The 12946-nt window shown below is 71.2% G+C and carries 12 protein-coding genes; 6 read left to right on the forward strand and 6 right to left on the reverse strand.

What is annotated here, in order from left to right:
* Positions 1 to 28 precede the first annotated feature (28 nt).
* Both ACFO60_RS18875 and ACFO60_RS18880 read right to left on the reverse strand, forming a co-directional pair.
* On the reverse strand, positions 29 to 457 hold the full coding sequence (locus tag ACFO60_RS18875) for a hypothetical protein (protein WP_380841750.1): 429 nt from the start codon (positions 455 to 457) through the stop codon (positions 29 to 31).
* 237 nt (positions 458 to 694) lie between these two features.
* Entirely contained in the window at positions 695 to 1651 is a 957-nt protein-coding gene (locus tag ACFO60_RS18880) for an NADP-dependent oxidoreductase (RefSeq protein WP_380841984.1), read from the reverse strand.
* 102 nt (positions 1652 to 1753) lie between these two features.
* Here ACFO60_RS18880 and ACFO60_RS18885 point away from each other — a divergent pair, with 102 nt between their 5' ends.
* The 5 genes from ACFO60_RS18885 to ACFO60_RS18905 all read left to right on the forward strand — a co-directional run bounded on the left by ACFO60_RS18885 (position 1754) and on the right by ACFO60_RS18905 (position 5570).
* Positions 1754 to 2392, forward strand: a complete 639-nt coding sequence (locus tag ACFO60_RS18885; RefSeq protein WP_380841752.1) for a TetR/AcrR family transcriptional regulator — start codon at positions 1754 to 1756, stop codon at positions 2390 to 2392.
* Between the two features lie 563 nt (positions 2393 to 2955).
* A complete protein-coding gene (locus ACFO60_RS18890; RefSeq protein WP_380841754.1) occupies positions 2956 to 3663 on the forward strand; it encodes a hypothetical protein in 708 nt (235 codons plus the stop codon).
* 188 nt (positions 3664 to 3851) lie between these two features.
* The gene (locus ACFO60_RS18895) at positions 3852 to 4931 is read left to right on the forward strand and encodes a protein kinase family protein (RefSeq protein ID WP_380841755.1); all 1080 of its coding nucleotides are present in this window, start codon (positions 3852 to 3854) and stop codon (positions 4929 to 4931) included.
* A gap of 118 nt (positions 4932 to 5049) precedes the next feature.
* A complete protein-coding gene (locus ACFO60_RS18900; protein WP_380841986.1) occupies positions 5050 to 5373 on the forward strand; it encodes a Scr1 family TA system antitoxin-like transcriptional regulator in 324 nt (107 codons plus the stop codon).
* Positions 5355 to 5570 carry a DUF397 domain-containing protein gene (locus tag ACFO60_RS18905; protein WP_380841757.1) on the forward strand — a complete coding sequence of 72 codons (216 nt, stop codon included), beginning with the start codon at positions 5355 to 5357 and terminating at the stop codon, positions 5568 to 5570. The genes ACFO60_RS18900 and ACFO60_RS18905 overlap by 19 nt, the downstream gene beginning before the upstream one ends.
* 175 nt (positions 5571 to 5745) lie before the next feature.
* On the opposite strand, the gene ACFO60_RS18910 is transcribed toward ACFO60_RS18905, so the two are convergent.
* Both ACFO60_RS18910 and murA read right to left on the reverse strand, forming a co-directional pair.
* Positions 5746 to 8172 carry a transglycosylase domain-containing protein gene (locus tag ACFO60_RS18910; protein WP_380841759.1) on the reverse strand — a complete coding sequence of 809 codons (2427 nt, stop codon included), beginning with the start codon at positions 8170 to 8172 and terminating at the stop codon, positions 5746 to 5748.
* Positions 8173 to 8224: 52 nt separating this feature from the next.
* Positions 8225 to 9529, reverse strand: a complete 1305-nt coding sequence (gene murA / locus ACFO60_RS18915) for a UDP-N-acetylglucosamine 1-carboxyvinyltransferase (protein ID WP_380841760.1) — start codon at positions 9527 to 9529, stop codon at positions 8225 to 8227.
* A gap of 137 nt (positions 9530 to 9666) precedes the next feature.
* On the opposite strand from murA, the gene ACFO60_RS18920 reads away from it, so the two are divergent.
* Positions 9667 to 10392 carry a hypothetical protein gene (locus ACFO60_RS18920; RefSeq protein WP_380841762.1) on the forward strand — a complete coding sequence of 242 codons (726 nt, stop codon included), beginning with the start codon at positions 9667 to 9669 and terminating at the stop codon, positions 10390 to 10392.
* Positions 10393 to 10414: 22 nt separating this feature from the next.
* On the opposite strand, the gene ACFO60_RS18925 is transcribed toward ACFO60_RS18920, so the two are convergent.
* Entirely contained in the window at positions 10415 to 11818 is a 1404-nt protein-coding gene (locus ACFO60_RS18925) for an amidase (protein WP_380841764.1), read from the reverse strand.
* A 546-nt stretch (positions 11819 to 12364) separates the two neighbouring features.
* Positions 12365 to 12865 (reverse strand): Cys-tRNA(Pro) deacylase, encoded by a 501-nt coding sequence (gene ybaK, locus ACFO60_RS18930; protein WP_380841765.1) that lies wholly within the window; start codon positions 12863 to 12865, stop codon positions 12365 to 12367.
* Between the last annotated feature and the right edge of the window lie 81 nt (positions 12866 to 12946).

A 12946-nucleotide genomic window follows, 5' to 3' on the forward strand; every position in this document is an offset into this window, starting at 1 on the left:
CCGAGCGAGGTGGCCGGCCCGTTCCGCGTCAGGCCGGGATCTGCTTGTCGTTCCAGGTGTAGTAGATGTAGGTGCTGCCGGGTCCGGTCATCGTGCCGTAGACCTGCCAGAAGCTGTTGGGGCCGGGCGAGTAGCGGAAGACCTTGTCCCCGGGCCGATCGTCCACGAACACCCTGGTGGACCCGTCGGCGGACCGCATCTGCACCTCGATCGTGAACGTCGAGGTGTCGGGGATGTCGAGGCACACCTCTAACGTGTACGCCGGCGAACCGGCGATGTTGTAGATATGACCGTCTACCGCCCCCCGCTGCATGTTTGTGGGGATGTAGCTGGTCAGAACCCGGGTGTACCCGCCCGTGGAGCAGTCGACGGCGGCCGCGGCCGCGGGACTGACGCCGGTGAGCGTGGCGCCGAGGACACCGGCGGCGACGGCGAGAGCGGGGATGGTGCGCTTCATGCCTCTCCTCATCCGTGAAGTGACCCTCCAACCGAGTAGTTGAAGAATTAACTGATCCTGACTCGGTTGCCCTACGGGGATCAAGTCCGGAGCAAGAATCCGTGTACGTGCGCCGGCAAGCGGGTCACGTCCGGCCCTTCATCGATGAATCCGGCCCACCTGTGCGTCCACCAGACGACCCGCCGCCTCGCCCGGACCTGACCGTCAGGTCACGGCCGCGAGAACCCGGCGGTTCGGTCAGGCCAAGGCGGTGGTCGTCAGGACATGGGGAGCGGTCAGGGCGATCTTGCCCTGCCGTGGCCCTCGCGCGGCGAGCGCGTGAGCTCGGGCCGCCTCCGCCATGGGGAACACCTCCCGCAACGGAAGGCGGAAGCGTCCTTCCTCTGAGAGCGCGGCCGCGACGGCGAGACCGTGGCGTCCGTTCGGCTCGCCGCCGAAGTCGCCGAGCGAGAGCCGGACCCCGAGTCCCGGCCCGGTGAAGTCCGCGATCGTGACGACCGACGCCGCCGAGCCGGTGATCGCGATGAGTTCGGGAAGCGAGCCGGCGCCGGCGACGTCGAGCGCGAGGCCCACCCGGCCGTCGTGGAGCGCGCGGACCCGCTCGGGCAGCCCCGGGCCGTAGGGGACGGGGATCGCGGCGAGCCGGGAGATGAAGTCCTGGCTCTCCGGGCCGCCCGTCCCGATCACCCGGGCGCCGCGCGCGATCGCCAGCTGCACGGCGACGCCGCCGACGCCGCCCGCCGCGCCGTCGATCAGCAGCGTCGTCCCTTCGCGCACGCCGAGCAGGTCGAGCGCCCGGGTCGCCGTCTCGATGCTCGTACCGCCCGCGCCGGCCTCCTCCCACGACATCGACGACGGTTTCGCCGTCCAGAACGCCAGAACGGCGAACTCGGCGCTCGCTCCGCCCAGCCGCGCGACGTCGACCGCGCCGAACACCTCGTCCCCGACCGCGACACCGGTGACACCCGGCCCCACCTCGTCGACGACTCCCGCGGCGTCGACACCCGGAATGTGCGGCAGAGCGATTTTCTCGCTCGATGGAGACCCTCCCGCGCGAAGCGCGAGATCGACCGGCGAGATCCCGGCGGCTTCGACCCTGACCCGTACTTCTCCCGGTCCCGCGTGCGGCTCGGGGAACGGGCCGACGGAGAGCACTTCGGGAGGACCGAACCGGTCGAACTGGACTGCGAACACGAGCACCTCTTCGACCTGGGGCAACATGACGCGCACTACAGTAGGAGCGGAAATGGAGCGGCTGTTTCGGATAGCGGGAAAGTGAGAGGTGCGCGGAGCACATTGACTCGGAAACGCCGGACGGACGCCGAGCACAACCGGGCGCGCATCGTGGAGGTCGCGCGGGCCGCGTTCGCCGCGGACGGGCTTGACCTGCCGGTGCGTGAGATCGCCCGGCGCTCGGGCATGGGCGTCGCCACGGTCTACCGGCACTTTTTGTCGCGTCAGGATCTCATCTGCGCCGTGCTCGCCGAGCAGGTCGAACGTTGCGAAGAGGACATGCGGGCCGCTCTCGCCGACCCGGACTCCCGGCGTGCGCTGCGCGGCGTCATCGTCCGCTTCGGTGAACGGCAGATGCACGATCGAGGTCTCAACGAAGCACTGCTCGGTTCGCACCCCGCGGGAGCGGCGTTCGCCGAACAGCGGCGCGCCCACGCCGAGGCGTTCGCGCGGCTGGTGGAGCGTGCCAGAGACGACGGCGCCGTCCGCGGGCGGGTGTCGGTCGAGGACGCGCGCGTCGCCCTGATGGCGATCACCTCTTTCCGGGCCCTCCCGGCCGAGCGGGCGGCCTCGGCCATCCGGAGGCTGACGGACCTGCTGCTCATCGGTGTGCTGAACGAGGAACCCCCGGTTCCCCTCCACGCCGCCGAGCCGCCCACCCCGGCCCGCCAGGCCCGCGGTCCTCGAGTCGACGCCCGTTAGACCATCGGCCATTGCGGATCTCTTTCCCCTTGGGAGGATGCTCGCCGGTCACAGCATGATCGAGGGCTCGGCGTCCGCCCGCTGACGTGAAGAGCTCCGGGCGGGCGATCGACCTGATCGACGTCCGGCCTCTCGTTCTTGGCCGGGACGGACCTCGGCGGTCACCGAGCGCGGGCGTCGTGTGGTGGATGATCCGATTCCTTACGAGGTGCGAACGCCTCTTCTCCGGATGTGGTCGTCGGCTTTCCCGGTTGTTATGTTGCCGGAACAAGATCAATTCACGCCGGCCACGGGGAGACCACATGATGCGACTCAGGCGATGTTCACGGCTGGTCCAGACCGCAGTGATCACCGCACCTCTGGTCCTCGTCGGCGCCTTACCGGCAGCGGCCACGGCTCCTTCGATCACTCTGAAGCTCGGAAGCGTCTCACCGTCCACGATCACCGGAGGAGACGGAGGCGTCCAGACCATCGTGCTGTCGCGCCCGGCGCCTCTGGGCGGGACGTATGTCAGCCTTTACGGTGACCTCGTATACCAAGCGACCGCAGGAAACGACGTCCGCGTGCCGGAAGGCGCCAGGAGCGTCAGCTTCCCGTTCCGCATCGCGGCTCCCAGGGAGACGGTGACCTACGAGATGAAGGCTCAGGTCGCCGGTTCCGGCCTGACCACGGTCGCCAAGCTGACCATCCTGGCCGCGGACCCCGCCGTCCGGGCCGTGACCGAGTTCCGCTCGAGTGCCGACGTGGCACTCGACGGAACCGCGCTCACCGGGACCGTCGTGCTGAAGACCCCGGCCCCGGCCGGTGGGATCACCGTCAGCCTGTCGAACAATGCTCCCTACGCGGGGGCCGGGGTGAGCATTCCGCTCTACGTGACGATTCCGGGAGGAAGCACCAGCGCCTCCTTCCCCATGCGTGTCTTCGCGTCCTACCCCGATGTCGCCAGACCGTCGGCCGACATCGGCACGTCCATCGCCATCGGCGACATCGTGGTCGTTCCGAAGGAGTTCGCCCTGTCCGCCGGAGGCCTGAGGAGAGGGACGGCGAAGGGGGCGGTCGGCATCGGCGAAGCGCCCAACCCCTCCGGCGCCACTGTCACCCTCACCAGTGACACTCCCGGCTTCACCGTTCCCCCCACGGTCACCATTCCCCCCGGAAAGCCGGGCGCGTCCTTCCCGATCACGGTGAGCGACTCGATCCCGTACGGCAAACGCGTCGTGCTCACCGCCACGTGGAACGGAAGGACCATCACCTCCGACTACTGGGTCTAGTCCCGTCGGCTTCGGGCCTGCGGCTCACTCCGGTCCGGGATCGCCTTCGAAGACGAAGTAGATGCTCAGGGGGATCGGTTCCGGTTCGCCGCTGTCGTACTCCCACTGAAGGCGCACCCCGGCCCGGCCCCGCCGCCGGGTAGGATCTCCGAAGCCGCCATGATGTCGATCATGAAATTGGGTGCGTCATGCCCGAGCCATCCGCGGGCGCGCCGGACATGTCGCGTGTCATCCGTCTGGCCCGGCATGGCGTGGTCTCCAGCGCCCTGGCGCCGCTCGGCGACCGGCGGCTCGCCGAACTCGTGGAGGCCGCGCCGTGCCTCGGGTCCGGCGTCGGCGGCGCGACCGCGCTGCTGGAGGTCGAGGGCCGGCCGGTCTTCGTCAAGCGGGTCCCGCTCACCGACCTGGAGAGGCGACCGGAGAACATCCGATCAACGGCGAACCTGTTCGGGCTGCCCGCCTTCTGCCACTACGGGCTTGGGCTCGGGTCGGGCTTCGGTGCGTGGCGTGAGCTGGCCGCGCACGTCCTGACGACGGGCTGGGTGCTCGGCGGGCACTATGAGGGCTTCCCGCTGCTGCATCACTGGCGGGTGCTACCGGGCCCGGCGGCCGGAGAGGGGGCGGAGCTGGAGGAGGCCGTGGCGTACTGGGAGTCCTCTCCGGCGGTGCGCGCGCGGCTTGAGTCCGTCGCATCGGCGTCGGCCGCCGTCGTGCTGTTCCTGGAGTACATTCCCCACGACGTCAGCCGGTGGCTGGAGGCGCAGGCCGCCCTCGGCGACGACGCCGCCGGAGCGGCGTGTTCCCTGCTCGATCGGGAACTGGCCGCCGGGGTCCGCTTCATGAACGCGAACGGGCTGCTCCACTTCGACGCGCATTTCGGCAATATCCTCACCGACGGCCGCCGCCTGTACTTCACCGACTTCGGCCTGGCCGCCGCCCCGGGCTTCGAGTGCTCCGCCGCCGAGCGCGCCTTCCTCCGCCTGAACGCCGGCCACGACGAGTCCTACGCCGCCAGGGAGCTGGTCAACCGGGTGCTCGTCACCCTGAGCCGCCCGCCCGGCCGAGCGGAACTCCTCGAACTCGTACGACAGGGGGCCTGCGGCGGCGACCTCCCGGGTGTCCCGGAGCCGGTCGCGGAGGTCGTCAGGCGCCACGCCCCGGTCGCCGCCGTCATGAACGACTTCTACGGCAAACTGTTCGACGAGACCAGAACAGCCCCCTACCCCGCCGCCGCCATCCACCACGCTCGCTCTTTCTTGTCCCTCTAACAGGTGCGATCACGTGGTCCGCCCGCTCAGGGAAATGGTGCCTTCTGCGCGTTTTTCTGCGGCGGGCGCCGTCTCACTGGCTGCTCGCCGTCGCGCGGGCAGCGCGCCGTGCCAGGGGATGCCCCGCGTTGCGTCACCGGCCGTTTGGTCGGGATGCCCGACGATCACCGTCAGGGAGCGATCTGGAACCAACATTCAACTCGTGCCCGGGGAAGCTTGTTGCACGGCGGGTCTGTCGTCGGGATTCGTGCTCGCGCAGCTGCCGGACGGAGGCGTCGTCGTGTCGGTTGAGTCGGCAGGCCGAGGGGAGGTAAGCACCGAGCATGAACTTGTGACCCATATATGGGGGGCTTATGACCAGATACGTGCCGAGGCATATCCCACCGGCATCTCCGTCAAGATGATCAAGGATGCGCGAGATCAATGGAATCTCACCAGCTGACCCCGGACCTGTCGGCGGCCGAATGGCGCAAGGCGCGCCGCTCTGGTTCAGAGGGTGGAAACTGCGTCGAGGTGGCACGTAACTTGCCAGGTCTGGTGGCGGTCCGTGACAGCAAGCACCCCACGGCCCCGCTCTCATCTTCACCCCCGGAAGAATGGCGCCTCTTCGTTCTAGAAACGAAGGCCGGAAGGGTCTGACGGCCTGGCTTGATGTAGTACGTCCGCATCTTCAGGGGACACCGGCGGTTCGTTGCGGCGCGGTTAGAGTGCGGTGAAGTGAGGGTCGCCTGAAATAAGGCGTCCCGAAGGCACCATTTTGTGGTCGGTCGTTGCGTCTTGCGTCGGTGCACTGGTCGGTCGTTGCGTGCGTGGGTCAGCCGTGGTGGCGGTACCGGCGGGGGCCGTAGGGGTGCTGGGGGTGTTCCCAGGTGGGGCGGTAGCGGTGGGGGCGGGAGTGGTGCCAGTCGGGCCAGGGGATCCAGGCGTCCTCCTCGGGGCGGGTCCAGAAGCGGTGCCAGTGGCGCTGGTCGGCGGGGCGGTGCCAGTGGCGGCGCAGGCGCCGCTCTCCGGGCCGGGTCTCGTCGCGCTCGTCGTCCTGTTCGCCCCGTTCGCGGCCGTCGCGTTCGCCGGGTGCGAGGCGGGGGTCGGCGAGCTGGTCCTCGGGCGCGAGGCCCGGCGTCGAGCCGCCGCCGAAGCGGTTCAGGTCGGGATGGTGGAACGAGGTGGCGGGGCGGTGCGCGAGGGCCAGCTCCATCGAGCGCACCCAGATGGGGCCGGGGAGCGTGGCGCCCTGGACGCCGCCATAGTGCTGTCCGCCGATCTCCACATCGGTCAGCGGGTACTTGTAGGCGCCCCTGATGTCGCCGAGGCTGACCGCGGCCGCGAGGTCGGGGGTGTACCCGGCGAACCACGCCGAGGTGTACCCGTTGTTGGTGCCGGTCTTGCCCGCCGCGTCCCTGCCGATGCCCTGGCCCTTCATCGTGCCCCTGGTGAACACCCCGGTCAGGATGTGGTTGACGGCGTCGGCGACGTCCTTCTCGACGGCCTGGGTGCAGCTCGGCGCGATGCCGGTGCGGCGGCCGTGCCGTTCGGCGATCTCCAGGATGGCCATCGGCCGGCAGTACCGTCCTCGTGCGCCGAACGCCGCGACGCCGGCGGCGACGGTCAGCGGGTCCATCTCGTTGACGCCGAGGGTGAAGGTCGGCACCTCCTTGAGCGGTTGCCCGTCGGCTCGCGCGATGCCCACCGACCGGGCGGTGCGCACGACGTCGCACAGTCCCACATCGCGTTCGAGCATCATGTAGAAGATGTTGACCGACTGCCACGTGCCGGTGGCCAGGCTGTACGGGCCGCCCTTGCCCTCGCCGCCGGCGTTGTGCACGACGGTGCCCGGGGCGTTGACCTTCCTGCCCGAGCAGTCCTTGTACCCCGAGGACGGCGAGAAGCCGCCAGGAGTGTTGAAGCCCTGGTCGAACCGCCATCCCTTGGCCAGGGCGGTGGCCAGGGTGAAGATCTTGAACGTCGACCCGGCCTGGAAGCCCTGTCCGCCGCCGTGCGCCATGTCCGCGGGCAGGTTGTAGGTCGTCCGCGGCCCGTCCTTGCTCTCGTCCGGATTGGCCCCGTACCGCTTGCTGGCGGCCAGGGCGCGGATGCGGCCGGTGCCCGGCTCGACCATCGCCTCGGCGGCCACCTGGTCGTCCTTGGGGTGCACATGCGCGGCGATGGCCTTGTCGGCGGCCGCCTGCGCGGTGCGGTCCAGGGTCGTCCTGATGGTCAGCCCGTCGCGGAACAGGCGGCGCTCCCGCTCGGCCAGCGTCCGGCCGAACGCCGGGTTGCCGATGACCTCCTTCTGGACGTAGAGGCAGAAGAAGGGGTGGTCGCTCTCGCTGCACCCGCCGGGCTCGGGGCGCAGGTGCAGCGCCAGCGGGGTGGCCTTGGCGGCGTCGGCGCGCACCTGGGGGATCATCTTGAGCTGGGCCATGCGGTCGAGGACGAGATCGCGGCGTTCCATGAGCCGCTCCTTGTGCTCGGCGCCCAAGGTGGGGTCGGTGAAGTACGGCGTGCGCACGGCGCCGGCCAGGGTCGCGGCCTGCTCCAGGGTCAGCTTCGCCGCCGGGGTGCCGAAGAAGCGATGCGCGGCGGCCTGGACGCCGAACGCGCCCCCGCCGAAGTAGGCGATGTTCAGGTAGCGGACCAGGATCTGGTCCTTGGTGTACTTGCGTTCCAGGCTCATGGCGTACCGGAGCTCCTGGAGCTTCCTGCGGACGCTCGGCGCCCGCGCCTGGTCGCGCTCGTTCTCCGAGCGGGCGTTCTGCAGCAGCACGTTCTTCACCAGCTGCTGGGTCAGCGACGACCCGCCCTGCTGGATGCTGCCCGCCCGGGTGTTGGTGATGATCGCCCGGAGCGTGCCCTTGACGTCCAGGCCGCCGTGCTCGTAGAAGCGGGCGTCCTCGATGGCGACGATCGCCTTGAGCATGACGGGGGCGATCTTGCCGATGTCGACCGACTGCCGGTTCTGCACGTAGAACTGGGCGAACTGCCGGCCGTCCTTGTCCAGCAGCCGGCTGCGCTCGGGCAGCGGCGCCTCGCGCAGCATCGCCGGCACCTCGAACAGGTCGTGGGCGGCGCTGCGCGTCAGGATGCCCGCCCCGCCGACCGCCGGCAGGGCGAGCGCGGCGACCAGCAGCCCGCCGGCCACGCCCGCCCCGCACAGCACCGCGACGCCCACCAGCACCGGATGCTCCCGGCACGCTGAGGACTCGCCGCCGGGCACGCGGCGGCCGCCTGGTCGCAAGGTCACGCAATAGACGTGCGACCGAGAGAACCCCGGCAAACGCCTCCCCGCGGAGTCTTTACGCTTCCCGGTTGATCTTCAGGCCAAGTGAGGTGAACTGGTCGAAAACGCGGTGGTACCCGCGCTCGATGTGGTTGACGCCCCGCAGAGTCGAGGTGCCCTCGGCGACCGCCGCCGCGAGCACCGCCGAGAACCCGGCGCGGATGTCGGGCAGCGTGACGTCGGCCCCGCGCAGCTGGGACACGCCCCTGACCACGGCCGAGTGCTTGGCGTTGGTGTCGTGGTAGCGGCACGCGGGCCCGCCCAGGCACACGTCGAAGATCTCGATCTCGCAGCCCATCTTCTGCAGGGCGGGCACGTACACCAGACGGTTCTCGAAGACGGTCTCGTGCAGCACCGACATGCCCTCGGCCTGGGTGAACAGGACCATCAGCGGCGTCTGCCAGTCGGTCATGAACCCCGGGTGGGTGTCGGTCTGGACGGCGGCGGCGCGCAGGCCGTTCGGCGCCGAGGCGGTCAGCCAGTCGTCGGTGATGTCGAACTGCGCGCCCATGCGGGCCAGGGTGGTGATGGCGGTGACCAGGCGGTCCTGCGGGCAGCCGTGCACGCGCACCTCGCCGCCGGTGATGAGCCCGGCCACCAGGTAGGAGAACGCCTCGATGCGGTCGCCGGCGAGCCAGGTGGAGGCGCCGCGCAGCCGGTCGACGCCCTCGATGACGATGCGGCGGTCGGGGCTCAGCTCGATGCGCGCCCCCATGCGCTGCAGGAACAGCGCCAGCTCGACGACCTCGGGCTCGGTGGCCGCGCCCTTGATGACGGTCTTGCCCTCGGCGAGGACGGCCGACAGCAGGATCGTCTCGGTGGCGCCGACGCTCGGGTAGGGCAGCTCGATGCGGGCGCCGCGCAGCCGGGTGGCCTTCGCGGTGATGCCGTCGTCGCCGACCTCGACCTCCGCGCCCATCGCGCGCAGCGCCTCGACGTGGAAGTTGACCGGCCGGCGGCCGATCGGGTCTCCGCCCACCAGGGGCACGAACGCCTCGCCGGCCAGGTGGAGCAGCGGGCCCAGCATCAGGATCGGGATGCGGTTGAGCCCGGTGAAGGCGGCGGGGACCCGGGGGCGGATCTCAGGGCCGCGCTCCAGCGTGATCTCACGCTGGTTGATCGCCACCTCGATGCCCAGCGCTTCGAGCATGGCGGCGGTGATGCCGACCTCGCCCACCTCGGGGGCATTGTGCAGCGTGCTCGGGCCGCTGCCGAGCATCGCCGCGACCATGTGCTTGGACACCGCGTTCTTGGAACCGCGTACCTCGACGTCCCCCCGCAGAGGCCCGGAAGGTTCGATCAGCCATACCTCGTCGCTCACGGGGGACAGCCTAACCGGGCCGCCGCTCACGACCTAAGGCGCCGCCGGGCGGCTCGGCTCGGTACCATATGCGGCTCGGCTCGGTACCATATGGGGTCCGCACGCGGGTGCAGGAAGACGACAGGCGGGGTGATCGGGTGCGGCAGCTGCGAGATTTCGGGCTCACCGTCGTCGTGCTGGCGCTCCTCGGGGTCGCCGCCGGGTTCCTGTGGTCGGCTCTGGCCCCTCGCACCCCGTACGTCGTCACCAAGACGGGCCCCCAGCTCGCCGACCCCACGACGCAGTCGCTGATCGCCGCCGACGGCTGGTTCGCCCTGATCACGGGCGTGGCGGGGCTGGCGTGCGGCATCGTGGCCTACCTTCTCGGCCGCAAGGGACGCCCGCTCGCCCTGCTGGCCGGCCTCGCGGTCGGCGGCCTGGTGGCCGGGTGGCTCGCGCTCAGCGTCGGCACCTCGATCGGCGGCTCGATCATCCAGGCCGCGGCCCCGGGCGCCGGCTCGGCCGGCCTCGGCGCCACGGTGAACGTGCTCTCGATCACGGCGCACGGGGTGTTGCTGGCCTGGGCGGTGGTGGCCGTGGCGATCTTCGGCATCGTCGAGTCGGTCGACGGCTACCGCGAGTCGCCGCTGCGCCAGCCGTTCGCGGGAGAGCCGTTCGCGGGACAACCGTTCGCGGGGGAGCCGTTCGCGGGGCGACCGTACGCAGGGGGGTCCTACGAGGCCGCGTCGGACGAGGCCCGGGCACCACGGGGCGAGCGGCGTCCCGGCGAACCCGCTCCCGGCGGCGAGCTCGGCCAGAGGCGGCCAGGTCCCGATGCCGGTGAGCCGCCGGGTGCGCCGCAGGGCGGCGACTCCGGCAGGTGAGCGGCCGGCCGGGCCGCGGCCGTCAGGGGCCGAGCGGCGGCCGGCGGTTCCCGTGCCCGGTGGCCTGCTCGAACGCGTGGGCGGTGCGCAGCACCGTGAGGTCCTCCCACGGCCGCCCGACGATCTGCACGCCCACCGGCAGCCCGCCGGAGGTGAACCCGCATGGCACCGAGGCCGCGGGCGCGTGCAGCACGCTGATCCAGTACGCCGAGCGCATCCACGCCAGGTAGTCCGGCATCGGCGTGCCGTCGATCTCGGTGACGTAAGGCTGCTCGACGGGGAAGGGCGGCACCTGGCTGACGGGGCAGATCAGGACGTCGTAGGTCTCGAAGAAGGCGTTCATGCGCTGGAACAGGCGGCTGCGCAGCCGCTCGGCGCGGGCGAGGTCGGCTCCGGTGACCTTGAGCCCCTGCTCGACGTTCCAGGCGACGTTCGGGCCGAGCAGGTCGCGCGGCAGGTCGCCGAAGGTGCTCGCGTAGTGCCAGGCGCGGTAGATGCGGAAGGCGTCCTCGGCGTCGGACAGGTCGAGGCCGACCTGCTCGACCTTGGCGCCGAGACCGGACAGCACGCCCGGCGCCCGCGCGGTCACGGCGGCGGTGCGCGGGTCCACCGGCAGGCCGCCGAGGTCGGGGCTCCAGGCGACCCGCAGGCCCTCGACGCCGGTGTCCAGCCGCTGGGCGAACACCGAGCCGTCCTCGCGGACCGCGAACGGAGAGGTGGGCGCGAAGCCCGCGATGACGCTCATCAGCAGGGCGGCGTCGCCGACCGTCCTCGCCATCGGGCCGGGAACGCTGAGGGTGAACCACGCGGCGGTGGGGGAGGCATCGGGGACCCGTCCCGGGGTCGGCCGCAGCCCGACGACGTTGCAGAAGGAGGCCGGGTTGCGCAGGGAGCCGCCCATGTCGGAGCCGTCGGCCAGCGCCACCAGGCCCGAGGCGAGCGCGGCGGCGGCCCCGCCGCTGCTGCCGCCCGCGCTCCTGCCGGTGTCGTAGGGGTTGCGGGTGGCGCCGAAGATCTCGTTGACGGTGTGGGAGCCTGTGCCGAACTCGGGGGTGTTGGTCTTGCCGATCGTCACCGCGCCGGCCGCGCGTGCCCTGCGGACGACCAGGGCGTCGGCCGCCGGCACATGGTCGGCGAACAGTCGCGAGCCGTAGGTGGTGCGGATGCCCGCGGTGTCGGTGAGGTCCTTGAACGCGATGGGCAGCCCGTGCAGGGGGCCCTGCCAGTGGCCGCGGGCCAGGCCCTCGTCCAGCCGGCGGGCCTGCGCGAGCGCCTGGTCGGCGGCGAGCGTGACGATCGCGTTGACCTCGCCGCCCACCTCCTCGACGCGCCGCAGGTGGGCCTCGGTCAACTCGGCCGCGCTGACCTGCCGCTCGCGCAGCAGCGCCAGCATTTCCACAGCGGACAAGTAGTACAGCTCGCTCAACCTTCGCTCCTCCGGCCTTCGCGCCCCCGCCGCCCCGCCGCGCCGGTCTCACCAGCCCAGTCTGGACGGTCGTGTGCCCGGCTGCGACGGCAAGCCTTGCCAACACACCCGCCCCGCCGGCGCACCGGGCCGAGTCGCCCGCCGTACGGCGGCGCCGTGTTCGCCGTCCATCGTCCCGCCGACCCGGCGCCGATGAGAGTGCCGGGGGCGGGGAGTGGGTGGTTCGGAGATACGTCGTCGTCGGGGGGCGGGTGGTCCTGGGGTCGGGTGGGCGTTGCGCCGTACGGCGGTGCCGTGTTCGCCGTCTGCCGTCCCGCTGACCCGGCGCCGGTGAGGGTGCCGAGACGAGGGGGGAGCGGGGCTGGGGGGTGCTGTTCCAAGTCGGGTACGTGGGTGGGCGTTGCGCCGTACGGCGGCGCCGTGTTCGCCGTCTGCCGTCCCGCCGATCCGGCGCCGGTGAGGGTGCCGAGACGAGGGGGGAGGTGGGAGGTGGGAAGGGCGACGGGGCGGGGGTGCTGTTCGGGGGCGTGTCGATTGGATGGGGGGTCAGGGGGCCTTGGCTATGGGTGCGGTGGTGGCTTTGGTCAGGCGGATCAGTTCGGCGGGGGAGGTCTCGATCTGCAGGCCGCGGCGGCCGGCGGAGAAGTAGATCGTCTCGAAGTCCAGCGCGGAGGAGTCGATCACCGTGGGCAGGGCCTTGCGCTGGCCGAGCGGGCTGATGCCGCCGACGACGTAGCCGGTGACCCGTTCGACCTTGGCGGCGTCGGCCATCGCCGCCCGCTTGCCGCCCAGGGCGGAGGCGAACGCCTTCAGGTCGAGCTTGCCGGCGACCGGCACGACGGCGACGGCGAGCCCGGTCTCGACCTCGGCCACGAGCGTCTTGAAGATGCGCTCGTGCGGCAGGCCGAGCGCGTCGGCGGCCTCCTCGCCGTACGCCTGGGCGTTCGGGTCGTGGTCGTAGGGGTGGAGGGTGAACTCGGCCCCGGCCTTGGCCAGGGCCACGGTGGCGGGAGTGCCTTGGCCTCCCTTGCTCTTGGTCTTGCTCACGCCACCAGCCTAACGGCACTTCAAAATCTACAATGTAAAGGCTTCGTCCCGAATGGCGGACGTGCGCCGGAATGGACCGCC

Source organism: Sphaerisporangium dianthi (assembly GCF_042654065.1).
Classification (GTDB): Bacteria; Actinomycetota; Actinomycetes; order Streptosporangiales; family Streptosporangiaceae; genus Sphaerisporangium; species Sphaerisporangium dianthi.